The sequence below is a fragment of the Streptomyces sp. NPDC006510 genome, from assembly GCF_040611955.1.
Classification (GTDB): domain Bacteria; phylum Actinomycetota; class Actinomycetes; order Streptomycetales; family Streptomycetaceae; genus Streptomyces.
Genome location: NZ_JBEXPH010000132.1, coordinates 1 through 23,989, shown reverse-complemented (window position 1 = coordinate 23,989; position 23,989 = coordinate 1). Strand labels below are relative to the sequence as shown.

At 72.0% G+C, this 23,989-nt stretch carries 20 protein-coding genes and 3 pseudogenes; 4 read left to right on the top strand and 19 right to left on the bottom strand.

Annotated features, from left to right (window positions below):
• The 6 genes from ABZY11_RS30680 to ABZY11_RS30655 all read right to left on the bottom strand — a co-directional run.
• Nucleotides 1-446, bottom strand: a 446-nt coding sequence (locus ABZY11_RS30680) for an acyl-CoA dehydrogenase family protein (protein WP_356482264.1), incomplete at its 3' end; no start/stop codon positions are given.
• Nucleotides 443-1,630 carry an acyl-CoA dehydrogenase family protein gene (locus tag ABZY11_RS30675; RefSeq protein WP_356482263.1) on the bottom strand — a complete coding sequence of 396 codons (1,188 nt, stop codon included), beginning with the start codon at nt 1,628-1,630 and terminating at the stop codon, nt 443-445. The genes ABZY11_RS30680 and ABZY11_RS30675, both read right to left, overlap by 4 nt.
• On the bottom strand, nt 1,627-2,595 hold the full coding sequence (locus ABZY11_RS30670; RefSeq protein ID WP_356482262.1) for an NADPH:quinone oxidoreductase family protein: 969 nt from the start codon (nt 2,593-2,595) through the stop codon (nt 1,627-1,629). The genes ABZY11_RS30675 and ABZY11_RS30670 overlap by 4 nt, the downstream gene beginning before the upstream one ends.
• Before the next feature lie 177 nt (nt 2,596-2,772).
• The gene (locus tag ABZY11_RS30665; protein ID WP_356482261.1) at nt 2,773-5,457 is read right to left on the bottom strand and encodes a beta-N-acetylglucosaminidase domain-containing protein; all 2,685 of its coding nucleotides are present in this window, start codon (nt 5,455-5,457) and stop codon (nt 2,773-2,775) included.
• A gap of 205 nt (nt 5,458-5,662) precedes the next feature.
• The gene (locus ABZY11_RS30660; RefSeq protein ID WP_356482260.1) at nt 5,663-6,394 is read right to left on the bottom strand and encodes a PIG-L deacetylase family protein; all 732 of its coding nucleotides are present in this window, start codon (nt 6,392-6,394) and stop codon (nt 5,663-5,665) included.
• 457 nt (nt 6,395-6,851) lie between these two features.
• Entirely contained in the window at nt 6,852-7,130 is a 279-nt protein-coding gene (locus ABZY11_RS30655) for a metal-sensitive transcriptional regulator (RefSeq protein WP_356482259.1), read from the bottom strand.
• A 99-nt stretch (nt 7,131-7,229) separates the two neighbouring features.
• Between ABZY11_RS30655 and ABZY11_RS30650 the strand changes: the two genes are divergently transcribed.
• Nucleotides 7,230-7,802, top strand: a complete 573-nt coding sequence (locus ABZY11_RS30650) for a rhodanese-like domain-containing protein (protein WP_356482257.1) — start codon at nt 7,230-7,232, stop codon at nt 7,800-7,802.
• Between the two features lie 57 nt (nt 7,803-7,859).
• Here ABZY11_RS30650 and ABZY11_RS30645 read toward each other — a convergent pair whose 3' ends face one another.
• Complete coding sequence (locus ABZY11_RS30645; RefSeq protein WP_356482256.1) at nt 7,860-9,155, bottom strand: alpha/beta fold hydrolase; 1,296 nt, start codon at nt 9,153-9,155, stop codon at nt 7,860-7,862.
• A 106-nt stretch (nt 9,156-9,261) separates the two neighbouring features.
• Here ABZY11_RS30645 and ABZY11_RS30640 point away from each other — a divergent pair, with 106 nt between their 5' ends.
• A complete protein-coding gene (locus tag ABZY11_RS30640; protein WP_356482255.1) occupies nt 9,262-10,425 on the top strand; it encodes a betaine/proline/choline family ABC transporter ATP-binding protein in 1,164 nt (387 codons plus the stop codon).
• Nucleotides 10,426-10,522: 97 nt separating this feature from the next.
• Here the strand turns inward: ABZY11_RS30640 and ABZY11_RS30635 are convergent.
• From ABZY11_RS30635 to ABZY11_RS30615, 5 genes and pseudogenes are all read right to left on the bottom strand, one after another.
• Nucleotides 10,523-11,805, bottom strand: a pseudogene (locus ABZY11_RS30635) (transporter).
• A gap of 4 nt (nt 11,806-11,809) precedes the next feature.
• Nucleotides 11,810-12,397 (bottom strand): hypothetical protein, encoded by a 588-nt coding sequence (locus ABZY11_RS30630; RefSeq protein ID WP_356482254.1) that lies wholly within the window; start codon nt 12,395-12,397, stop codon nt 11,810-11,812.
• A gap of 107 nt (nt 12,398-12,504) precedes the next feature.
• A pseudogene (locus ABZY11_RS30625) lies at nt 12,505-12,632 on the bottom strand (hydantoinase/oxoprolinase N-terminal domain-containing protein); the annotation flags it as partial.
• Between the two features lie 166 nt (nt 12,633-12,798).
• Entirely contained in the window at nt 12,799-14,409 is a 1,611-nt protein-coding gene (locus tag ABZY11_RS30620; protein WP_356482253.1) for an FAD-dependent oxidoreductase, read from the bottom strand.
• Nucleotides 14,410-14,447: 38 nt separating this feature from the next.
• Nucleotides 14,448-15,554: a LacI family DNA-binding transcriptional regulator gene (locus tag ABZY11_RS30615; protein WP_356482252.1), complete on the bottom strand. Its 1,107-nt coding sequence runs from the start codon at nt 15,552-15,554 to the stop codon at nt 14,448-14,450.
• A 151-nt stretch (nt 15,555-15,705) separates the two neighbouring features.
• On the opposite strand from ABZY11_RS30615, the gene ABZY11_RS30610 reads away from it, so the two are divergent.
• Nucleotides 15,706-16,680: an acetylxylan esterase gene (locus ABZY11_RS30610; RefSeq protein ID WP_356482251.1), complete on the top strand. Its 975-nt coding sequence runs from the start codon at nt 15,706-15,708 to the stop codon at nt 16,678-16,680.
• Between the two features lie 51 nt (nt 16,681-16,731).
• Here the strand turns inward: ABZY11_RS30610 and ABZY11_RS30605 are convergent, their stop codons facing one another.
• From ABZY11_RS30605 to ABZY11_RS30595, 3 genes are read right to left on the bottom strand one after another with little or no spacing between them, the layout of a single operon-like run.
• The gene (locus ABZY11_RS30605) at nt 16,732-17,676 is read right to left on the bottom strand and encodes an ABC transporter substrate-binding protein (protein WP_356482249.1); all 945 of its coding nucleotides are present in this window, start codon (nt 17,674-17,676) and stop codon (nt 16,732-16,734) included.
• On the bottom strand, nt 17,673-18,350 hold the full coding sequence (locus ABZY11_RS30600) for an ABC transporter permease subunit (protein WP_356482248.1): 678 nt from the start codon (nt 18,348-18,350) through the stop codon (nt 17,673-17,675). Before ABZY11_RS30600 ends, ABZY11_RS30605 begins: the two co-directional genes overlap by 4 nt.
• Nucleotides 18,347-19,024, bottom strand: coding sequence for an ABC transporter permease (locus ABZY11_RS30595; RefSeq protein ID WP_356482247.1), 678 nt, complete (start codon nt 19,022-19,024; stop codon nt 18,347-18,349). Before ABZY11_RS30595 ends, ABZY11_RS30600 begins: the two co-directional genes overlap by 4 nt.
• A gap of 190 nt (nt 19,025-19,214) precedes the next feature.
• Here ABZY11_RS30595 and ABZY11_RS30590 point away from each other — a divergent pair, with 190 nt between their 5' ends.
• A complete protein-coding gene (locus tag ABZY11_RS30590) occupies nt 19,215-19,946 on the top strand; it encodes a flavodoxin family protein (protein WP_356482246.1) in 732 nt (243 codons plus the stop codon).
• 33 nt (nt 19,947-19,979) lie between these two features.
• Here the strand turns inward: ABZY11_RS30590 and ABZY11_RS30585 are convergent, their stop codons facing one another.
• The 4 genes and pseudogenes from ABZY11_RS30585 to ABZY11_RS30570 all read right to left on the bottom strand — a co-directional run.
• Nucleotides 19,980-20,426 (bottom strand): nitroreductase family deazaflavin-dependent oxidoreductase, encoded by a 447-nt coding sequence (locus ABZY11_RS30585; protein ID WP_356482245.1) that lies wholly within the window; start codon nt 20,424-20,426, stop codon nt 19,980-19,982.
• 203 nt (nt 20,427-20,629) lie between these two features.
• Nucleotides 20,630-22,228 (bottom strand): helix-turn-helix domain-containing protein, encoded by a 1,599-nt coding sequence (locus ABZY11_RS30580; protein WP_356482244.1) that lies wholly within the window; start codon nt 22,226-22,228, stop codon nt 20,630-20,632.
• 91 nt (nt 22,229-22,319) lie between these two features.
• Nucleotides 22,320-23,426, bottom strand: coding sequence for an o-succinylbenzoate synthase (menC, locus tag ABZY11_RS30575; RefSeq protein ID WP_356482242.1), 1,107 nt, complete (start codon nt 23,424-23,426; stop codon nt 22,320-22,322).
• A pseudogene (locus ABZY11_RS30570) lies at nt 23,423-23,989 on the bottom strand (GNAT family N-acetyltransferase); the annotation flags it as partial. The pseudogene ABZY11_RS30570 and the gene menC, both read right to left, overlap by 4 nt.

The following is a 23,989-nucleotide window of genomic DNA, read 5'->3' as shown; positions in this document are numbered from 1 at the left end:
GGCTGGGCGGCGTCGGGCGCCGGGGCGGCGAACGGCAGGGCGAGCACCGCGACCCTGCGGCCCGCAGCGAGGTCGCCGAGGAGCTCGGCAACCGGTCCGTCGGGCGCGCCCAGCGCGAGAAGCGTCTCGGTGGCGACGACCGCGCTGGTCAGATAGGGCGCGGGCGTGACGCTGCGGCCCAGCTCCTCCAGCACCACCGCGGCCTCACGATGGCTCGCGCCCTGCCCGCCCAGCTTCTCCGGCACCAGCAGCCCGGCGGCGCCGATGTCGGCCGCGAGCGCCTTCCAGAGTCGCGGGTCGTACGGCGTGCCCGACTCGACGCGGGCCAGTACCGCCGACGCGTCGCTCCGGTCGGCGAGGAGCGAACGCACCGCTGCCCGCAGATCATCCTCGGCCTCCGAGTACAGCAGGTCGGGCGTGCGGGTCTCTTCGGTCGGTGCGGTCATCGGGCCAGGTCCTTCCAGGCGACGTCCTTGTCGTTGCGCGGCTCGGCGGGCAGGCCGAGGACGCGCTCGGCGACGATGTTGAGCAGCACTTCGCTGGTGCCGCCCTCGATGGAGTTGCCCTTGGAGCGGAGATAGCGGTATCCGGCGTCCCGGCCGGTGAAGTCGACGAGCTCCGGCCGGCGCATGGTCCAGTCGCCGTACAACAGCCCTTCCTCGCCGAGCAGTTCGACTTCCAGTCCGCTGATCTCCTGGTTGAGCCGGGCGAAGGCGAGTTTCATCCCGGAACCTTCGGGGCCGGGCTGTCCGGCGACGAGCTGCTGGCGCAGCCGGGTGCCGGTGAGCCTGGCCACCTCGGCCTCGACCCAGAGGGTCAGCAGCCGCTGATGGAGGTCGTGGGTGCGCAGTTCGGGGCGTTCGCGCCAGGTGCGGGCGACCGGGCCGATCATGCCGCCCTCGCGCGGGATGCGTGCCCCGCCGATGGAGACCCGCTCGTTCATCAGCGTGGTCTGCGCGACCTTCCAGCCCTCACCGACCGGGCCGAGGCGCCTGCTGTCGGGGATGCGTACGCCGGTAAGGAAGACCTCGTTGAACTCGGCCTCGCCGGTGATCTGGCGCAGCGGCCGGACCTCGACGCCGGGGTCGGTCATGTCGCAGATGAAGTAGCTGATGCCGCGGTGCTTGGGCCGGTCCGGGTCGGTGCGGGCGATCAGGATCGCCCAGCGCGCCAGATGGGCGCTGGACGTCCAGACCTTCTGCCCGTCGACCACCCAGTCCTCGCCGTCGCGGACGGCGCGGGTGCCGAGGGCCGCGAGGTCGGAGCCCGCGCCGGGTTCGCTGAAGAGCTGGCACCAGACCTCCTCGCCGACCCACAGGGGCCGCAGGAAGCGCTGTTTCTGCTCGTCGGTGCCGTAGCCGAGGATGGTGGGGGCGGCCATGCCGAGGCCGATCCCGATCCGGCGCGGGTCGTTGTCGGGAGCGCCCGCCGCGGCGAGTTCGGCATCGACGACGGGTTGCAGGGAGCGCGGCGCGTCGAGGCCGCCGAGCCCGGCCGGGTAGTGCACCCAGGCCAGTCCGGCGTCGAAGCGGGCCCGGAGGAATTCGGTGCGGCCGGTGGTGGCCGGAGGGTGTGCGGCGAGCAGGTCCTGGGTGCGTCGGCGGAGCTCGGCGGCGTCGGGTGCGGTCATCGGGCGGCTCCTGACGGGAGGACGACGATCCGGCCGGTGCTGGTGCCGTCGGCGACCCGCTGGACGGCGGCGGCCGCCCCGGCCGGCTCGACGCGTTCGCTGATCAGCGGCTTGATGACACCCTGCGCGGCGAGCCGGGTGAGTTCGTCGTGGCAGGCGCGGACGGCGGCCGGGTCCTTGGTGTTGTACAGACCCCAGTGGAGTCCGGTGATCGAGTAGTTCTTGACGAGTGCGTGGTTCAGCGCCGGGGTGGGGATGACACCGCTCGCGAAACCGACGACGATCACCCGGCCCTCGAAGGCAATGCACTTCACGGACTTGGCGTAGGCGTCGCCACCGACCGGGTCGTAGACCACGTCGGCGCCACGACCGCCGGTGGCTTCCTTGACCGCGGCGACGATGTCCTCGCTGCGGCGGTCGATGACCAGGTCGCAGCCGAGCCCGGTGGCGGTCTTCGCCTTCTCGGGGCCCCCGACCACACCGATGACGGTGGCGCCGGCGGCCTTGCCGAGCTGGACGGCGGCGCTGCCGACCCCGCCGGCCGCCGCGTGGACCAGCAGGGTCTCGCCCGCCCGGAGGTGCGCCCTGCGGTGCAGGCCGAACCAGCCGGTCTGGTAGCCGATGTGCAGGGCGGCGGCCTCGGCGTCGTCCAGGGCGTCCGGGGCGGGCAGCAGCGCCGCCTCGTCCGCGACCACATATTCGGCGAACCCGCCGTGCGGCAGGGCGGGAGTGGCGAGCACCCGTCGCCCGTCCGCCGTCCGGCCGCAGATCTCGACGCCGGGGGTGAAGGGCAGCGGCGGCCGCACCTGGTACTGGCCGCGGCAGAGCAGCGCGTCCGGGAAGTTGATGTTCGCCGCGAGCACCTCGATGAGCACCTGCCCGTCGCCGGGCGTGGGCCGTTCCGTCTCCTCCAGCCGCATCACCTCGCTCGGCTCGCCGTTCCGGTGCACTCGCCATGCCTGCATGAGGGGCCTCCACAACACTGTCGGCATTACCACTGCTCCGGCGCATACTAAGCGGTCGCTTGCCCCTCTGGGAACAACCTGCCGTTACCCGTTTCGGCCGGACCCGGACAGGGGAGCGCCCGGTTCGGCCCGAGGAGCTTCGGGCCGAACCGGGCGCGGGAGGATTCCGGTTGGGCGTCAGCGCCGGCCGGCCACCACGATCTCGGCGATCTGCGGTGCCGACGAGCCGGCGCGCCAGGCGAGCCGCACCGCGTCGGCCGTGCGCCCCGCCGTGTCCACCCGGGTGTACGGGCCGTCGAGCGCGCCGACGGTCTGCCACGTTCCGTCGGTCCCCCGCAGCTGGATGTCGGCGCGGGCATCGGCCCCGGTCGGCTGCAGGACGGTGACGAAGGGCACGTCACGAGCGGCTACGAGCCCCAGCTCCAGCGTCTCCCCGGCCTCCGGCGCACGGGCCGCCCGGTAGACGGTGTCCGGGTCCCCGTCGGACGCCGCGCGCAGCGAGGATCCGGCTGCGGCAGGCGGTCCTCCGGTCACCGCTCCGTCGTCCGTCGGAACGCTGAACTCCCGTACGACGAGCCAGTTGTCCTGGCCCGCGGTCGCCCGTGCCCGCACATGGCGCGCCTTCGTTCCGGCGGGCGCGGTCGCGGTGACGTCCGGCTTTCCGGAGAAAGCGGTGAGCTGCTGCCAGTTCTGCCCGTCTGCCGAGTATTCGAGCACCCCTTGGTGAAGGTAGTCGTCGGGGCTGCCGGTCTTGCCCATCGCGAGGGTGACGGAGCCGATGTCGCGGACCCGGCCGAGATCCACGGTGAGCGTGTCACCCGCGGCGGGCGCCCCGTCGCTCCAGAAGTAGGTGGAGTCGTCGCCGTCCAGCATTCGGGCGACGGCGTTGCTCTGGTACGTGCCCAGGCTCGTCGAGGCCGAGGGCCTGCCGCTCACGCCGAGTATCCGGTCGTGCTCGGCGTTCGCCGCGTCGATGAACCGGTCCAGGACACCGTCGCCGACGTGCACCGGCACCTTGCGCCCGTCGAGCCCGGTGTAGGTGAAGGACTTCGCCGCGGTGACCTGCGCGGGCAGCTGCCGGCGCAGGTCCCAGGCCTGTGCGCCCTTTCCGGCGCGGGCCGCCTCGACCATGCGCAGGGCGGTACGGGCGGCGGTGGCCCAGGATTCGGTCGCATCGAGCCAGGGGCCGGCGTCGGCGACGAAGCCGCGGTCGGGCAGGCCGTCGCGCAGCCTGCCGGGGGCCGCGCCGAGCGCGCCGAGCACCGAGGTGAGCCGGGCGGCGTCACCGGACTTCCAGTAGCGATCGAACTCCGCCGCCAGTTCGGGGGCCTGCTCCTTGTTGAGGGCCGAGCTGTAGTTCACATCGGCGAAGGCCCGCAGCGCCTTCCGGGTGCGCGGGTCCGGGCCCGCGTACTCCTTCAGCCCCTCGCCCCACGAGGTGCGCGGGTCGTACGCGGCGTCGTTCCACGCGTAGTCGGCGACGGTGTACAGCGCGAGCTTCGAGGCGTAGGGCTGGATCATCGGGTTCGCCGTGATCCCGGCCAGCTTGCCGGGCAGGCCCTTCTCGCGCCCGCTGAACGGGCCGAGCAGCAGCCGGTCGGTCGCGTAGTCGTTGACCGGGTAGTTGTCCCAGGTCAGGATCGGGTGGCCGAAGACCGCACGGGCGGCCTCCGCCTGCGCGACGGTCATGGTCGGCGCGACGACTCCGACACCCGTCCACTCGACCAGCACGTTGGGGTCGAGCTGCTCGGACAGCGCCTTCTTGTACGGCGAGGCGGAGACGTTGTAGTACTCGGTCGGGACCATCTGGAGCGGCTGGGCGCCCGGGTGGGTGGCGATGAACTCCTTGTTGACCCGGTTGAGCAGATACGCCTGCGCCGCGCCCGCCGCGCCGCCGCCGGTCCCCCACTTCGCCTTGTCCTCGGCGCAGTTCCAGTCGGTGTAGCTGATGTCGTCGAGCGGCACGGCGAAGGTGCGTACGCCGATGTCCCAGATGGTCTGGAACTTCTCGACCAGCGCCTTGGCGTCGGCGTCCGAGCTGTAGCAGACGGAGAGGCCGGGCGAGAGCGCGTAGGTGAACTCCACATGCCGCTGCGCGGCCCGGTCGGCGAGCTCCTTGATCTGGGCCAGCCGGTCGGCCGGGTAGGCGTCTCGCCACTTCGCACGGAGGTACGCGTCGTCCTTCGGCGAGTACACATAGATGTTCATCTTGTGCTCGCCGTAGTAGTCGAGCTGGTCGAGCCGGGCCTCGTGCGACCACGGAGTGCCGTAGAAGCCCTCGATGACGCCACGCAGCGCGGTGCCGGGCCAGTCGCGCACCGCGAGCCCGGCGACCTCGGCGCCCGGATGGTTCTCCTTCGGCAGGATCTGACGCAGTGTCTGCGCGGCGTAGTACGTGCCCGTGGTGTCCTTGCCCGCGAGGACGATGCGGTCGGCGCCGATGCCGAGCACATATCCGTCGGCGGGCAGCGCGGACGGGCCGTCGATCCGCTGCGCGGCGAGCGCGTCGGAGTCACCGACATGGACGGTGAGACCGCTCCGGGCGGGTCTGTCGGCGCGTACGACGCGCTGGGCACCGGCCCGGCGCAGCGCGCTCCGGACGACCTGGACGGCGGACTCGTCGGCGGTGCTGCCTGCCACCAGGGTGACGGTCGGGCTGATGGTGATCCGGTCGGCCCGGGGCTTCACGGACTGCGGGGTCGGCGTGATCGCGGGGGCCGTGCGGCCGTCCGCGGCGTTCGCCGGGGTGGCGGCGCGGGTGCTGTCGGCTGCCTGGGCGGGCGGCACGGCGGTCAGCAGACCGCCGACGAGCAGGGTCGCCGCCGTGCCGAGCGCGGTGAGACGGGGTGGGCGAGGCGTCACAGGTCCTCCATTGATCACTCAAGTCACCAGAGTCGCGCAACAGAACAACCCCGAATTCAACATCGTGGCGCTTACATGTCAATGGTCTGGACAACATCGACACGTGGACCTGCGGTTTTACCTCCAGAAGCGGTACCCGTGTATGCGCGACGCCGAACCTGCACAGCAGGAAACGGCGAAACGGCGAGCGCAGCCCGGACCGGAATCAGCGGGCGAAGAGTTCGAACGTGACCGCCGGGCGGCCACCGAAGCGCTCGCCCTCGGCCCGCGCGTGACCGGTCAGGAAGGTGCGGCAGTACTCCTCGGGGTCCTCGTCGGTCAGCCCTTCGATGTACGTACGGTGCGCAAGCAGCGACTTCACCGAGCGCTCCAGCCCGGCCGTCGCGTCGACGGCATGGGTGGGCGTGCTCGACCCGGCGACCGCGACCCACCGCACCCCGTTCCACGGCCGGAGCCCTGCCTCCGCCAGCTCCGGGAAGATCCAGCGGTTGCCCGCGTCGGCGGCGGCGTCCAGGGTGGCGCGGCCGACCGCCCGGTGATCGGGAGTGTTCCAGGCGACGCCGCCCCAGGTGTCCCTGTGATTGAGCGTGATGACCAGCTCGGGGCAGTGCTTTCGGATGGCCGCGGCGATGTCGCGGCGCAGCGGGAGGCCGTACTCGATCACGCCGTCGCGGTGGTCCAGGAACTCCACCGTGGAGACCCCGACGGCCGCGGCGCTCGCCCGCTGCTCGCGCTCGCGCAGCGGTGCGCACCGCTCCGGCTCCAGCGTGTCGATGCCGGCCTCGCCGCGGGTGGCGAGGAGGTAGCGGATCTCGCGCCCCTCATCGGTCCATCCCGCGATGGCCGCCGCGCAGCCGTACTCCAGGTCATCGGGGTGCGCGACCACGGCGAGGGCACGCCGCCAGTCCGTGGGCATGGGTGTGAGCTGCTCCGTCATGCCGGCAGGCTAGTCGCCCGCGATCGCCCCCGCCCCGCGTTCCACGCGCCCCCGGCGTAGCGCACATCTCACCCGAGGGCAGAAATGCCCGTTGTGTGTTGGCGTCAGCCTGACGCGGAGATACCCCCGGGGTAAAGCATCACGGAAGGACCTGTCACCGCCCCCGTGCTCGCCGTCCCCCGCTGGTCACCGTGGTCGCCGTCCCGATGACCGCGGCGGTCGGAACCGGCCTACTGCCGCACTGGTCACCCGTCTCGCCACCCCCACCGCACTGGACCCGGCGACGATCGCCCCGTTCACGGCGATGGCGGTGCTCGGCGCCCGGGACGGACAGCGGCTCGCCGCGAAGGTGTCCACGGCCGCCCTGCAACGGATCTTCGGCACGGTGCCCCTGGCCGTGGCCGTGTTCATGATCACCGACGCCGTGGCCCGAACCACGGCGTCACCACCGGCCGGCTCAGGCCAGCGAGAGAAAGAGCTTCTCCAGCCGCGCCCGCATCCGGTCGCGGTCCTCCGGCTCGCTGCCGCCGTCGGCCATGCAGTGCTGCAGGCCCGTCGCGATGATCGCGAAACCGGCCCGGTCGAGCGCCCGGGACACGGCCGCCATCTGCGTGATCACGTCCTCGCAGTCGCGGCCCTCCTCGATCATCCTGATGACCGCGGCGAGCTGGCCCTGCGCGCGGCGAAGTCGATTGAGGACCGATTTCAGTTCGTCGGCCGCCATCTCAAGTTCCACAACATCCTCCTCCTGATACCCCAAGGGGTATTCTAACCTGACCGGGAAGGGCGGACCGAGTCCCTCCGGAGCCCCGGTGAACGAAAGGAAACATTGCTCGTGACCAGCCCCGTCTCCCTCTCCCCCGCTCAGGCCGCGGCCCGGCTCGCGGAGTTCACCGTCATCGATGTGCGGGCCCCCGGTGAGTACGCCTCCGGGCATGTTCCCGGTGCGCTGAACATCCCGCTGGACCGCCTTTCCGAGGCCGTGCCCGCGCTGAAGTCCGCCGCGGCCCGCGGCTCGTTGCTCGTGGTGTGCGCCTCCGGCGTCCGCTCCACCCGGGCCTGTGACATTCTCGCCGCCGCCGACATCGACGCCGTGACGCTCTCGGGCGGCACCTCGGCCTGGGAGGGCGAGGGACGCGATCTCGACCACCCCACCGGGGCCCGCACGACCTGGCCGATGGAACGTCAGGTCCGGCTCGCCGCCGGTTCGCTCGTGGTGGCCGGCCTGCTCGCCGGGGTGCGTTTCCCCGCGGCACGCTGGATCTCCGCCGGTGTCGGCTCCGGCCTGGTGTTCTCCGCCGTGACCAACACGTGCGGCATGGCGGCGGCCCTGTCGAAGCTCCCGTACAACCGGGCCCCGCGCTCGGCCACGAGCCTGGACGACACGCTGCACGCCCTCCAGGCCTGACACCCGTGGTGCCGTGACCGGGGGAGCCGGCCGACCGGCTCCCCGTCACGGAAACCCTCAGGCCTCGTCCCTGACCAGGGCGAGCAGCCGGTCCAGCACCCGCGGTCCGCTCGCCCGCAGCCCGTCGTGCTCGTACTCATTGGTCACCCAGGTGCGCAGGCCCCGGATCGACGCCGCCGTGCGCAGCGCGTGTTCCGTGTCGACGTACATGTCGTCGTGGTAGACGGCTGCCGCGACCGGCACCTGGTTGGCCGCCAGGCGCTCGGTGTCGTACAACGGCGCCCAGTCGGTACGGGCGGCCAGCAGCTCGGCGGTCTCTCGCAGCGGGCGCAGCGCCGGGTCCACCTCGAAGTGCCAGGGGTGGATGCTCTCACCGGTGAAGAGCACCGGACCGTCGCCCCTGACCGCCTCGGCCGCGTCGAACTGCGGGAATTCGGCCCGGACCCGCTCGGCCGCCCAGCCGGTGGGCTGCTCGCCCTGGCCGTAGATGGCCTCGTGCATCAGTGCGTACAGCGGATGCCCGGCGAACGAGGTGGCGGCCCGCACGGCCTCCTGGAAGGTGTCGGCGAGCTCGGTGCCGAGCGGCGTACGGACGAAGGCGTTCTCCAGCAGGTAGTGCAGCTGGTGGCTGCCGTTGCCGCCACCCAGCATGATGCCGAGGGACTGGAACCCCTCGGGCGTCAGCCGGTGTCCGGCACTGTCGACGGGACGCTCCAGCAGATGGGCGGTGATCTCCCGGGCGCGCTCGACGTCCTGCGGATAGCGGGCGTAGTGGGCGGCGACCTTGCGCTCGATCCGCGGGTAGGCGGCCCGGTAGACATCGTCGGCGTGCGCACCGAGGGAGGGCAGCCCGCCGGTGATCAGGACGGTCTTGAGCCCTTCGGGGGCGGCCGACAGATAGCGGACGGCGCAGAAGCCGCCGAAGGACTGGCCGAGGACCGTCCACGGTTCGCCGCCGGTCAGCTGCGGACGGATCAGCTCGCAGTCGCGCACGATGTTGTCGGACCGGAAGTGGGTGAGGTAGCCGGCCTGCTCGCGCGGGCCGCCGCGCAGCGGCAGGGTCTGCCGGTTGGCCGGGGTGGAGAGGCCGGTGCCGCGCTGGTCGAGCAGCAGCACCCGGAACTCCTGAACCGCCCGCCCCAGCCAGGCCTCCGTGCCGATGAAACGCCGGGCACCGAAGCCGGGGCCGCCCTCCAGGTAGACCAGCCACGGCAGTTCCTCGCCGGTCCTGCCGCTCGCCACGGCCTGTCTGCCGAAGACTTCGATCTGCTCACCGCTCGGGTCGCTGTGGTCGAGCGGGACCGTGAAATAGCGGTCGGTGAAGACGATGCCGGGGTGCCGGTAGCTGCTCACAAGGTGCTCCTGAATCAGATGTGCCACGGACAGTTCAGCACACGGTCGTGACCCGGACGGTCGCGGCCCGTGTGCGGGGCGGCCGGACGCCTCCTACCGTGCAGGCATGATCCGGTTCGAGCAGGTCAGCAAGGTGTATCCGGACGGCACAAGCGCGGTCGACGAGCTCTCCTTCGAGGTCGCCGAGGGGGAACTGGTCACCCTCGTCGGGCCGTCCGGCTGCGGCAAGACGACCACGATGATGATGGTGAACCGGCTGATCGAACCGTCGTCGGGCCGGATCCTCGTCGACGGCGAGGACGTCTCCGGCGTCGACCCGGTGAGACTGCGCCGCCGGATCGGCTACGTCATCCAGCAGGTCGGTCTCTTCCCGCACCGCACGGTCCTCGACAACACCGCGACCGTGCCCGCGCTGGTCGGCTGGAAGCGGGCGAGGGCCCGGGAGCGGGCGGCCGAGCTGCTGGATCTGGTGGGCCTCGACCCGAAGACGTACGGCTCCCGGTACCCCGCGCAGCTCTCCGGCGGGCAGCGCCAACGGGTGGGGGTGGCACGGGCGTTGGCCGCGGATCCGCCGGTGCTGCTGATGGACGAGCCGTTCGGCGCGGTCGATCCGGTGGTGCGCGAGCGGCTGCAGAACGAATTCCTGAGCCTGCAGGCGACGGTCCGCAAGACGGTCCTGATGGTCACCCATGACATCGAGGAGGCGGTCCGGATGGGCGACCGGATCGCGGTGTACGGGGCGGGGCGCATCGAGCAGTTCGACACCCCGGGCGCCGTGCTCGGGGCTCCCGCGACTCCGTACGTGGCACAGTTCGTCGGCGCCGACCGGGGGCTGAAGCGGCTCTCGGTCACCACGATCGAGCCGGAGGACCTGGAGGAGCCGCCGGTGGCCCGGCTCGACGAACCGGCCGGCTCGGCGGCGGCACGGCTGGGCGCCACGGGTGCCCGCTGGGCGGTGGTGCTGAACGGCGAGGGCGACCTGCACGGCTGGGTGGCGGCCGACTCGCTGCGGATCGCCGGCGAACACGGCACGGTCGGCGAACTGGCCCGCAGGATGGATGCCTGGGTGCCGGTCGGATCCCCGCTGAAGCAGGCGTTCAGCGAGATGCTCCAGCACGACGCGGGGTGGGTCGCGGTACTGGACGGGGCCCGGTTTCTCGGCGTGCTGACCCCGGCCAAGCTCCACGAGGCGCTGCGCCGCTCGGTCGACGCGGACGCGCGGGGCGTGGGCCGGGACGAGGTGCGGTTGGACTCGGTCGCGGACGCGTAGGGCGGCGGGGCGCGGGTGACCGGCCGGTCGGCTCGTTCTGCGGATTCGTCTGCGGCTCGTTCATGGGTGAACTCCGTCCCGGGAGTGGGTGAACGTGTCAGAGGTAGGTGGCGGCCGTCACGCAGAAGCCGCCGAGGGCGACGGCCCAGACGAAGGGCAGGGTGCGGATCATCACCTGTTGCGGGGGGACGCCCGCGTACTGCGCGCTCCATACGGTCTGGGTGCTCGTGGGGTCGGCGACCCCGAAGACCTGGTTGTACGAGGTGGCCAGGCCCAGCACCGCGGTGGCGGGGTAGATGCCGGCGGCGATCAGGACACCGGCGATGCCCGCGCCGAGGCCGAAGACATTGAGCGGGCCGCGGTAGAGGCAGAGCGGTACGAGGACGGTGAAGACGAGCACGAACAGCACCGCGTTCTGCGGGCTGACCGCCTTGACGAGGGGTTCGAGCGCGTCGATCGCTCCGGGCAGTTTCACGGCCGCGAGCAGGATGCCGATGGCGATGAACAGGGTGATCGGTGCGGCGGCCACCTCGAAGCCGCCGTAGAGGGTGCGCAGCAGCCGCTTGTTCATCTCGCGCGGCCGGGTGGTGGTGACCAGGCAGTACAGCACGCCCGCGAGCAGCGAGGGAATGATGGCCACTTCGAGGCCGAGGGCCAGGACCAGGGGCACGACCGGCGTGAGCAGCGCGTACCAGGGGGCGTCGCCGAGCCGGGCGCGCCGGCCGGAACGCGGCTTCTCGGCAAGGGACTTGGCGGACCACGCGTGCTCGACGCCGCGGCGGCGGGACTCGACGAGAACGAAGAGGACCGCGGCGGCCAGCGCGAACGGGAACAGCTTGATCATGAAGCCGCGCACCGTGGGGACGGGCAGTTCCAGCGCGGTGGAGAAGAACTGCCAGACGGGGAGCTCGAACGGCATTCCCGCCGCGATGCCCATGAGGATCGTGCCGGCCGCGGTGACCTTGGGGATGCCGACGGCGATCATCGCGGGGATGCCGATGATTCCGGCGAGCATCGCGGCGGGCGCGGAGCCCGTCACCGTACCGACGAGGGTGGAGACGGCGAGGACGCCGAGGGCCACCACGACCGGGCGGTCGCCGCCGAATTCGACGATCTTGCGGACGAGGGTGCCCGCGATGCCGGTCTCGTCCAGGAGCTTGCCGAGCCAGGAGCCGAGCAGGATGGCGATCATGGTGGCGGCGAGGGCGGGTGCGCCCTCCTGGAGGACCGTGTCCAGGACGCTGCCCTTGCCGGTGAGCGGGGCGCCCGCGACGAGGGCGATGACGACGGCCGGACGACGAGCGCGAAGGCCGTGGGGAGTTTCCGGGTGAGCATCGCGGCGACACCGGCCGCCATGACGAGGAGGATGACGACGCCCATGGCGTTACTTCTCTCTTCCGTGCGGTGCGGTGGTGGGGTGCGCGCCGGCCGTGGCGAGCGCGGCGGTCAGCAGCAGCGGGCTGCGGCCGAGTCCGCAGGCGGTGCGGGCATAGGCGTGGGCGGCGATCTCCTCGGCCCCGGCGACATGGCCGTACAGGCGTCGGCGTCCGGCGCGCAGCACGACATGGCCGAGTGCCTGTTTCAGCGCCGCTTTCGCCGGGCCGTGATGGAGCAGTTCATGGACGGCCTCGTGTGCGAGGGCCGCGGCGCGCACCGAGCCCGCCGGGTACCAGTGGCGCCAGCCGCGCTCGTCGACCAGGGCCTCGGCGCGGGCGAGGGTGTCGGTGTACAGCTCGACGGTCGCGGGGCGTGAGGTGTAGCGGGCGAGGAGGCCGTGTTCCAGCCCGCCGTCGCGTTCGACGACGCGGGCGCGGGACGGGGCGGGGGTGAGCCGGGCACCGAACTCCGTTGCCACGGTGGCCCAGTGGCGCAGCAGGTCGCGGTCGCGTCCTTCGTGTGTGGGGGTGGCCGCCAGGAGCCGTACGCCGAACTCGGTGTCGTCCGTGGCGGCGAGGTCTGCGGGCGCGCTCATGTCCGTACCTCCACGACCGCGATCACGGACTCGTCCGCGGCACGGGTGCCGAGCTCGCTGCGGGCCAGGGCGAGCAGTGGCTGCGGGTCCAGGGCGGCACGGGCCACGTCCTCGTGGTGGTGGCTGGTGGGAACCTTCACCTGCCCCAGCAGTTCGAGGGTCGTGGCGTGACGGCCACGGCGTCGGTGAAGGTTCCGCCCACGTCGATGCCGACGCGGATGCGGTGGGTGGTCAGGGCTGGGCACCTCCTTGTGCGAGTGGGTTGATGCGCGGGCGGGGCGGGGGGGGGGGGGGGTGGGGAGAGGGCCCCGGACTCAGAGGGTGGGGTGGGGGGGGGGGGGGGGGGGGGGGGCACAGGTGGAGCTGTCCCACCCGGCATTTCACGGATTGCGCGCCTGCGGTCAGTAGCCGCGTACGTCGGGCCAGTGGCGCTGGACCCCGTCGTGGTCGAGCAGCCGCGCGAACGCCTCGTACCGCTTGTCCTCGGACTGGACCTGCTGCGGTTCGACGCCCTCGGCGAGACAGTGGGCGGCCAGGGCACCGGCGACCTCGCCGATGTTCCATTCCACCGGGTGGAGCCGGTAGCAGCCGTTGGTGATGTGGGTGGTGCCGATGTTCTTGCCCGCGGGCAGCAGATTGCGGACGCGGCGCGGTACGAGGGCTCCGAGCGGGATCTCGAACGGGACCGAGCCGATGTCGATGTAGTTGTCGCCTCCGGTGGAGGGGTGCAGATCGATGCGGTAGCTGCCGACGCCGACCGCGTCCCGGTGGCGTGTTCCGCCGTGCGGCCCCACGACGTCGATCGACACGTCCTGCTCGGTGACGGTGGTGACGGCCTTGATCCGGCGGGACTCGCGTACGTACGGGGCCTTGGCGAGGCCGTCGTCGGTGCCGGTGATGTCGGGGCGGATCCGCAGACCGGGGAAGCCGGTGCCGCCGTCCTGGCGCGGGGCCTCGGTCTGCAGCCAGTACAGCAGCGACAGCGACAACTGCCGCGCCTCGGCGACCGCTCGGGCGGAGACCTCGTCCCCGGCGCCCACCAGCGGCTTGAGCCAGTAGTCGTTGAGGGGCCAGTTGACGAGTGTGATGTCGGAGTCGAAGGCACCGGGGCGGTGCATGCCCCGGGCGAGGATGCGGCGGAAGCCCCACAGCTCCTTGTCGCCGGCGTCCGCGCTCTGGTCGGCGCTGACGGCGAGCGGGTCGATGTCCGGGTTGGGGACAAAGGTGCGCGGTACGGATTCCAGGGAGCGCGGGTCGGGCGCCTGGAAGCCGAGGAGCGGGCCGGGCCAGAAGTCGGGGCGGTAGGAGCGCCAGAAGTCGTAGTCGGCGGGGCGGTCGACGGTGTGGTCCTCGCCCTCGTGGTGGGAGAGGGCGAAGCAGACGGTGATGCCCTGCTGGTTGAGCGGCTGGGCCTCTTCGGGGGCATGCGGTTCGCCGAACTCGCTCCGGGCCTCGGCGCCGATGGCGTGCTCGACGCCGCCGAGTTCGAGGAGTTCGCCGGTCTCGGTGGCGTCGACGACGTAGCGGGCCGCGACGGTGGTGCGGTTGCCGGTGCGGAGGTTCTCCAGGGTGACGGCCCGGATGACATCGTTGTCCGTCTCGGCGGCCACGGCCCGGTGCTCGGTGAGCAGGATGAGGCGGCCCGCCGCCCGGTGCGGTGCGAGCATCGACTCCAGCACGGTGAGCGCGACGCGCGGCTCGTGGCAGAGCTTGCTGACGCGTCCGGCGCCCGGGTTGAGGTCGGTGAGGGCGAGGGCCTCGGCACGCATCGGGTACCACTGGCGGTAGTACGCGCGAATGCCCTCACGCAGCCTGCGGTACGAGGCGGTGGTGCCGAACTGCTCCACCCACGGATGCTCGTCCGGGGGGACGGCCTGGGAGGTGAGCTGGCCGCCGATCCAGTCGGTCTCCTCGGTGAGGACGACGGTGCGTCCGGCGCGGCAGGCGGCGAGCGCGGCGGCGACGCCGCCGAGTCCGGCGCCCACGACGAGGATGTCCGGTTCGGGTATCACTGGTCTCCTTGAGCTGTACGTACGAGTGGTGCGGTCGGTCAGTGGTCTTCGGCGGCGGGTGGCGGGCCCGATGTGGCGCCGGGCCGGAAGGTGCAGGCGACCAGGGGTTCGGTGGCCTCCTCCCCCGCGACCAGCGCGGCGAGCATGCGCACGGCGGCCGCGCCGAGCCGGGTGCGGGGGATGTCGAAGCCGGTGGGTTCGGGGTCGTCCGCGAGGTCGGCGGGCGGACTGCCGAGCAGCGCCAGCGAGGCGTCGCGCGGGCAGTCGACCCCGGCATCGGCGACCGCGCGGCGCAGGGCGCGCCAGGCTGCTCCGGTGTCGGTCTCCTCGGCGACGAACGCGGTGACGCCGTCGGCGAGCCAGCTCCGCAGCCGCTCGGGGGTGAGGTCGCGTTCCGGGTCCGCGGAACGGAAGACGGCCTCGGGGCCGCCGGTCGGGCCGGCTGCCTCCAGCCCCTCGATGAAGCCCTGTTCACGGTCGGTGGAGGCGGGTGCTTCGTCGTCCTCGCGGATCAGCACCATCCTCCGGTGCCCGAGCGCGGCCAGGTGGCCGACGACCTCGCGGGCGGCGCTCACGTAGTCGGCGCCGACCCAGTGCAGGCCCTCCGGCTCGTCCCGGCGACCGAGGTGGACCACAGGGAAGCCGTCGGCGACCAGCCGACCCAGCTCCTGGACCGGTGCGTGGCGGCCGAGGAACAGACAGCCGTCGGCGAGGCGGACCCGGCTCAGCGCGTCGGGTCCGGCGGCCCCCGCGCCGCCGGTGCTCGACCCCGTGAACAGCACCAGGTCGTATCCGCGCTCCGCGGCCTCGCGCTCCACGCCCACCAGGAACGGGTAGTACGAGTGCTGCACATCGGTCGGGAACGTCGCGGTGAAGCTGAACACGCCCAGCAGGTTGTTGCGGCCCGCCGCGAGCCTGCGAGCCACCGGGTCGGGAACGTAACCGAGGCTGCGGGCCGCCTCCAGGACCTTCTGCCGGGTCTCCTCCGAGATCGCGGGCCCCTGCCTCCTGTCCGCGAGCACCAGCGAGACCGTGGCCTGCGAGACCCCGGCGAGCCGTGCGACCTCCGCCTGGCGCGGGCGGGCCGTGCGGCCTGCCGGTGCGGGTGAACGGCCGGGCCTGGCCCGCTTCCTGGGTTCCTCCACCGTGGCTCCTCAGATCAATTAATGCGTATTAGTAATGCGCATTAACGAGTACTGTGAGGGCAGGCCGGGCGTCGGTCAAGGGGTTCACAACTTCTTCACCGCGCCCCCCGTACGGTGTGATCAACCACCCCTGCGAAGAAGGCGGTCCCATATGTCCCTGTTCGATCTGCCGCTCGACCAGCTGCGTGACTACCGCAGCGGATCGGTGGAGCCGGAGGACTTCGACGCATTCTGGTCGAAGACACTCGACGAGGCCCGGTCCCACGACCTCGACGCCCGTTTCGAGCTGCGCACCGGCACGGGGCTGAGCACCGTCGACGTGTACGACGTGACGTTCGCGGGCTTCGGCGGCCACCCGGTCAAGGGCTGGCTCGTCGTCCCGGCGGGCACCACGGAGCCGCTGCCGGTGGTCGTCGAGTTCATCGGCTACGGCGGCGGGCGGGGCCTGGCGCACACCCATCTGCTGTGGGCGTCGGCCGGTTTCGCCCACTTCTTGATGGACACCCGCGGACAGGGCAGCGGCTGGCTCGTCGGCGACACCCCGGACCCGGTGGGCAGTGCCCCCTCGTACCCCGGCTTCATGACCCGCGGCATCGAGGACCCGGAGTCGTTCTACTACCGGCGCGTGTACACGGACGCGGTGCGTGCGGTGGAGGCGGCGCGATCGCACCCGCTGACCGACGCGGCACGCACCGCGGCCATCGGCAGGAGCCAGGGCGGCGGCATCACACTCGCCGTCGGCGCGCTGATACCCGACCTCGTGGCGATCGCGCCGGACGTCCCGTTCCTGTGCGACTTCCCCCGCGCCCTCACCGTCACCGACCGGAACCCGTACCGCGAGGTGGGCAACTACCTCAAGATGCACCGCGGCCGGGCCGAGCAGGCGAGGGCCACGCTGTCCTACTTCGACGGGGTGCACTTCGCAGCACGCGGGCGCGCGCCGGCGCTGTTCTCGACCGCCCTGGAGGACATGACCTGCCCGCCCTCGACCGTCTTCGCCGCCTTCAACGCCTACGCCCACCAGGACAAGACCATCGAGGTGTACGACTTCAACGATCACGAGGGCGGCGGGCCGTTCCAGGAGGCCGTGCAGCTGGGCTGGCTCCCGGGAAGGCTGACAGCCTGAGAGCCTGTCGGGTGGCCTCCGACCGGGCGGCTCTGACCGCGGAGGCGGCGGTCAGTCGCGCGGGATGAGATTCCTGGACTCCAGATAGTTGCGTGCCACGTCCTCGGGCAGCCGCCGCCAGCTGTCGGCCTGCTCGTTGAGCCGGGCCAGGTCGGCGGTCGTCAGTGCGGTGTTCAGCCCGCCCAGGGCCGTGCGTACGCCCTCGCTGCCCGCCCGGGACCGGTTGACGACCGGGACGAGGTAGTCGGCGTTCTGGAGATGCTTGTCGTCGGCGAGCAGGACGAGGCCGAAGTCGTCGAGCGTGGCGTCGGTCGTGGTGGTCAGGACCATCTGGTCCTGGCCGTTCTGGACGGCCTGTTTGGCCTGGGTGGTGCCGACGCCCTTGGGGTCCACGGCGGTGACGCGGATGCCGTACGTCTTCTTCAGCCCGGGTGCGCAGTAGGGGCGCTGCACGCATTCGTCACCCGCGGCCAGACGTACGGGCAGCCCGGACCTTCCCAGGTCGCTGAGGGTCTTGAGGCGGTGCTCGGTCGCGTACTGGGCGGCGACCGCGAAGGCGTTCTGGTCGACGGCGCGCCCGGGGTCGAGGACGGTGAGGCCACGGGGCTCGGCCAGGGCGCGCAGGGCCTTCATGGTGGCGGCGAGGTCGGGCGAACCGACCGGGGTGGCGTCGGCGCCGTTCTTCTTGGCGTTCAGCCAGTCGGCGAAGGTGGCGGCGTACTCGGGCACGACATCGATCTGGCCGCTCTCCAGCGCCGGTTCGTAGATCTCCCGGTTGGTGACGGAGATGATCTTCGTGGAATAGCCCGCCCGGTCCAGCAGCAGGGCGTACATCTGGGCGAGCAGATCGCTCTCGGTGAAGCCCGCGGAGCCGATGGTGAGGTGTTTGCTGTCGCCCGGCGGTGCGGTGACCTCGCCCCGGTTCTCCAGCGAGGGGCCGGTGGTGCACGCGGCAGCCGAGAGCAGCAGCACGGGGAGGGTGGACCGCGGCCTCATCCGGTTCCTCCGCCGCGGAACCGAGCGGGGACCAGCAGCCGGCCCGCTTCGAGGAGCCCTTCGACGATCAGCGCGAAGACCGCGACGAGCACCGCCCCGGCGACCACCTGTGCGGTGGAGGCGAGGTTGAAGCCCGCCGTGATGATGCGGCCGAGTCCCCCGCCGCCCGCCAGTGCCGCGAGGGTGGCGGTCGCGACGAGCTGGACGGCGGCGATCCGCACACCGGTGAGGATCAGCGGGAGGGCGAGCGGCACCTCGACGCCCAGTATCAGCTGTCTGCCCGTCATGCCCATTCCCCTGGCCGCGCGCACGACGTCGCGGTCGACCTCCCGCATCCCGACGTAGGCGTTGGTGAGCAGCGGCGGTACGGCGAAGAGCACGAGAGCGATGACGGTCGGCCATTCGCCGTGCCCGCCGATCGGGGTGAGGAGCAGCAGCACCAGCACGGCGAAGGTGGGCACCGCCCGGCCGATGTTGGAGATGTTGACGGCGAGTGCGCCGCCCTTGCCGAGATGGCCGAGGACCACGGCGACGGGCAGTGCGATCAGGCAACTGATCAGCAGGCAGACGACGGTGAGGAAGAGGTGCTGGCCCAGCCGGTTCCAGATGCCGCCGTCGCCGGACCAGTTGGTGGCGGTGGTGAGCCAGGACCAGGCGTCGGCGAGGGTGTTCACGACTGCCTCCGGGTCCACGGGGTCAGCAGTCGCTGCGCGAGCAGGAGCAGCAGGTCGGCAGCGACGGCGATGACGACGCAGAGGACGGAGGCGGTGAGCACCTGGGCCTTGAAGTAGGTGTTCATCCCGGAGTAGATGAGGTTGCCGAGCCCGCCGTAGCCGACGATCGCGCCGACCGTGACCAGGGAGACGGCGGAGACCGTCGCGATCCGCAGTCCGGCCATGGCCGCGGGCAGCGCGAGGGGCAGCTCCACGGCGAGCAGCAGCCGCAGGGGGCCGTACCCCATGCCGCGCGCGGCCTGCCGGGTCTCCTCGGGCACGGCGCGCAGTCCGGCGAGGATGTTCCGTACGAGGAGGGTGAGCGAGTACAGCACGAGCCCGGCGACGACGAGCGAGGCGGAGAGTCCGTACACCGGCAGCAGCAGCGAGAACATGGCGAGCGACGGCACGGTGTAAAGGACGGTCGTCACACCGAGCACGGGGCCCGCCGCCCAGCGCCGGTGCCGTGCCGCGAGGGCGAGCGGAACGGCGAGGGCCAGCCCGATGAGCACGGAGACCACGGTGAGCTGAAGGTGCTGCACGACGGCGTCCCAGAGAATCTCGCGACGGCTGGAGAGATAGGCCCCGCAGAGCCACTCATTGCGCGCTAGGCAGTCGTCCGGGGGCGCGGTCACCCGTCCATTGGAGCGCGCGGAGCGGCGCGGGCGCGCGTCCTGATCGGCCGTCCGGGGGGCCGCCCGGGTTCCGGGGCGGGGCTTGCTGCGTACGGGGGTCATCGGCGCGTCTACCGCCCGGTACGGCCGGACCTGACGGTAGACCGGGGTGCACCTCCCGCGTTCCCCGTACCTGCTGAGGAGCCCCCGCATGCCGCCGCCCGGACCCTCCGACGACGCCTACCGCTTCGACGACCTGCGTGCGATGTACATCAACTGCACCCTCAAGCGTTCCCCGGAGACCAGCAATACGGAGGGGCTGATCGACCGCAGCCGTGCGGTGATGGAGGAGCGCGGCGTCAGCACCGAGGTGGTCCGGGCCGTCGACCACGACATCGCCACCGGCGTCTGGCCGGACATGCGGGAACACGGCTGGGAGACGGACGCCTGGCCCGTGCTGTACGAGAAGGTGATGGCGGCCGACATCCTGGTGCTGTGCGGGCCCATTTGGCTGGGCGACAACAGCTCGGTGATGAAGCGGGTCGTCGAGCGCCTCTACGCCTGTTCCAGCCTCCTCAACGACAAGGACCAGTACGCGTACTACGGCCGGGTCGGTGGCTGTCTGATCACCGGGAACGAGGACGGGGTCAAGCACTGCGCCATGAATGTGCTCTACAGCCTCCAGCACCTGGGCTACACGATCCCTCCGCAGGCCGACGCGGGCTGGATCGGGGAGGCGGGGCCGGGCCCGTCCTATCTGGACCCGGGTTCGGGTGGTCCGGAGAACGACTTCACCAACCGCAACACCTCGTTCATGGCCTGGAACCTGATGCATCTCGCCGCCATGCTGAGGCGCGCGAACGGCATCCCGGCCCACGGCAACCAGCGCTCGGCGTGGGATGCGGGCTGCCGTTCGGACTATCCCAATCCGGAGCACCGCTGACCGTGCCCCGTCGGCCGGCCGGCCCGGGGGCCGTCAGTGCTGCCCGGCGGCCGGTGCGAGGACGAAGACCGGAATCTGCCGGTCGGTCTTGAGCTGGTAGTCGGCGTAGTCGGGGAACGCCTCGACCGCACGCCGCCACCACAGCGCCTTCTCCTCGCCGGTGGCCTCGTGGGCGGTCATGTCCTGGCGGACCGGCCCGTCCTGGAGTTCCACCCGGGGGTCGGCCACGATGTTGTGGTACCAGACGGGGTGCTTGGGGGCGCCGCCCTGCGAGGCGACCACGGCGTACGTGCCGTTGTGCTCGATCCTCATCAGCGGGATCTTGCGGATCTTTCCGCTCCTGGCCCCGCGGGTGGTGAGGATGATGACGGGCAGACCCCGCATCGTGGTTCCCTCGGTGCCGCCGGATCTCTCGAACAGCTCGACCTGGTCGCGGACCCACTGATCGGGGCTCGGCTCGTACTCTCCCTGGAGAGGCATGGCATCTGTCCCATCGTCGACATTCGGACATGAGAACGCGCCGGCCTACGGACACGCGGACACACTGGCCCACGGACACGCGGACGCGCCGGCCTGCGGACACTCGCACATCGTTGTGTCCTGCTGCTCCGAGAAACTCTTGCATCATTCCGTCCGCCCTGCGCCCGGACGGACCCGCGTGCCCGGGCGGCGGGTGTCCCGCTTCAGGAGTGCGGCGGCCTCAGCCGCAGTTGCAGCATCGCCTCGAACCTCGCCTCGGGGTCGTCGAGATCGATGCCCGCGACCACGGCCAGGCGCTTGAGCCGGTAGCGGAAGGTGTTGGGGTGGATGTGTACGGCGGCAGCGGCTGCGGCCACATCGCCGAAGGTGCTCAGCCATGCCTCCAGGGTGTCCGTGAGCGCGGTGTTGTGCCGGGCGTCGTAGGCGCGCAGCCGTATGACGGGGCCGTCCGGCAGATCATCCTCGGCGGCCATCCGGTCCGTCAGCTCCTCCAGCAGCGAGGCGGCGTAGACGTCCGACAGCCGGGCGGCCCTGCGCTGTGTGCGACCGGAGCCGAGGACCCGCAGCGCGCGGTCCGCATCGGCGCGCGAGCGGCGCAGTTCCACCGGGCGGGCGGCGAGCCGGCCGATTCCGATGACGGCGGGCACCCGGTCACCGATGCGGCCCAGGAACGCCTCGGCCACCCGTAGTCCCTGCTCGTCCGAACTCGTCGGCAGGACCGCGTAGGTGACGCCGCCGAGTGTGGCCGCGGCGGTCCGGGGGTGGATCGCGGCCAGGTGCAGGGTGAGCGCCTCGGCGACGCGGTGGCCCGCGGCCACCCGGTCGGGCGCGTACTGCTCGCCGGTGACCGAGAGCGCCAGTACGCAGGCGGGCTGCGCGGACAGGCCGAGCCGGACGGCGGCCTGCGGTGCGTGCGTGCCGCCCTCCAGGACGGTGGCGAGCAGATCCGCGCGCAGCCGGCGTTCGGCGTCCTCGCCCGTGCGGCGGCGCAGCAGATGCAGGGCGGCCACCTTCGCCGCTTCCTGGAGCGCCTGTGCCCGGTCCTCGCTCAGCGGTCTGTCGACCACGACCCAGATCGATCCGAGGATCTCGCCGCCCGCGCGGACGGCGATCGCGACCCGGGGCTTGTCCGAGATGCCGGCCACATAGACGGGTTCCTCCTTCCGGTAGAGGGCCTGGAAGGCGCCGCGTTCCTCCAGGGCGCGCAGTTTCTCGGCGGGCACCTGACGGTCGAGGACGGTCGCGATCCGGGCGTCGTCGCCCTCGTCCTGCCGGCTGGAGAAGGCCAGCACCCGCCCGCCGCGGTCCTCCACGGTGACCGGGCCGTCCAGCAGTCCGGCCGTTGCGTTGGCCAGGGCGAACAGGTCCCCGGCGAGCGGCTCGGCGCCGTCGGCCTCGTCGGGGCCGCCCACCGTGCCCAGTTCGTCGACCGCGAGCAGTGACCGCAGCAGCGCGGCCACCTGGGCCCAGGACGCTCCGGGGGTCAGGCCGAGTACGGTCAGGCCGGTGCGGGCGGCCGCCTCGGACACGGGTCCGTCCACCGGGACCGGGGACCGGACCACCACGGCCGCCGCGCCGAGCCCGGCGGCCCGGTCGACCAGGGCGGCCACCGGCCCGGCGCCGTACACACCGACGCCGAGCACCACCGCGCCGGGCAGCCTCGCCGGTTCGTCCAGGGGGTCCTGGATCAGCACCCCGGTAACGGCGCGGGCCGGGTCGGCTTGCCCGGCCACCACCTCGATCAGCGTCGATCCGAGATCGTTGAGGATCCGGCCGAGCACGGCCCGTGGCTGCTCCGTCATCGTCACAAGGTAGTTGATCGGGGTTCGTACCCGGCGGGGACGGCCGCCCGCCCGGTCGGCCGGTCCGCCCGGGGGCTGGTGCGGGTTCCGGTCATCGGCCGATCCATTCCGTCGACTCGGTGACTTCGGCCAGTTGCCCGGGGATCGGGGAGATACCGAGACCGGGTCCTCGCGGCACGTCGAGATGGCCGTCCCTCAGCACGAACGGCTCGGTGATGTCGGTCCGGTAGTACCGGTCGGAGGCGGAGGTGTCGCCGGGCAGGGTGAAGCCGGGCAGTGCGGCGAGGGCGACGTTGGCGGCACGGCCGAGGCCGGTCTCCAGCATTCCGCCGCACCAGACGGGGATGCCGTTCGCGGCACACACGTCGTGGATCCGCCGGGCCTCCAGATAGCCGCCGACCCGCCCCGGCTTGATGTTGACGACCGAGCAGGCGCCCAGCGCGATGGCGTCGGCCGCCGAGCGGGCGGACACGATGGACTCGTCCAGGCAGATGGGAGTGCGCACCCGCCGGGCGAGTTCCGCGTGGCCCCGGATGTCCTCCTCGTCCAGGGGCTGTTCGATCAGCAGCAGCCCGTACGGGTCGAGCCGGGCCAGCTGTGCGGCGTCGGCGAGCGTGTACGCGGTGTTGGCGTCCACCTGGAGCTGTACGTCGTCGCCGAAGCGTTCCCGGACCGCACGCACGGGTGCCACGTCCCAGCCGGGCTCGATCTTCAGCTTGATCCGCAGATAGCCCTCGGACAGATAGCCGTCGACGGCGTCGAGCAGTGCGGGGACCGAGTCCATGATGCCGACCGACACCCCGGCCGGTACCCGCTGGGCCGTCGCACCCAGCCACTGGCCCATCGACAGGTCATGGGCGCGCAGCCAGGCGTCGAGGACCGCCGTCTCCAGTGCGGCCTTGGCCATCCGATGGCCCTTGAACGCGGCCAGGGCCGGGGCGACCGCCCACGGGTCGAGCGCCGGCAGGGCGGCGAGTGCGGGTACGAGATAGCTGCGCAGCACGTCCGCCGCGGCCGCGGTGTACTCCGAGGAGTACAGCGGATCGGCCATGGTGACGCATTCGCCGTAGCCCTCGTGGTCCTCGGTCTCGACCCTGACCAGCAGGATCTCCCGGGTGTTCATCGTGGCGAACGAGGTCCGGAACGGTGCGACCAGCGGCATCGCGATCCGGCGCAGTTCCACACCGACGAGCTTCATGGCTGACTCTCCTGACGTCTGTCGATCACGTACCAGCCGTCCCGGGTGAATCCGGTGACGGTGTGTCCCTCGGCCATCAGCCCGCCGAGTACCTCGCGCAGCGCGTACCGCCATTCGCGGGCCAGGGACGGGTCGGTGCGGCGTAGTTCCTCGGCGTCCGCGGGGATGCGGACCAGGACGGTGTCGCCGTCCTGGCGCCCGACGGCGGGACGGCCGTCGGGTTTGGCGTCCAGTGCGACCACGGAGCGGGGAGCCGCGCCGTCGACGCTGACGGTGTGGGGTGTGCCCGCGGCGGATCCGACGGCGCGCTCACCGGTCAGCTCCCAGCGGACCATCAGCCGGTCCGTCTCGGTCCCGGCGTTGACCTCGTCCTGCATGGCCCCGTAGAAGTCGGCCAGGTACTCGCTCGGTACCGCGCCCAGTTTGGCCAGGTTGAAGTAGGCGTTGCGGCTGATCAGCGGGTCGAAGGTCCAGGTGACGGTGGTGATGCCGCGGGCCAGCGACCAGGCCCGCTGATGCTGCTTGACCGCGAAGCCGGCGTTGCGGCCCCGGATGCTGTCGTC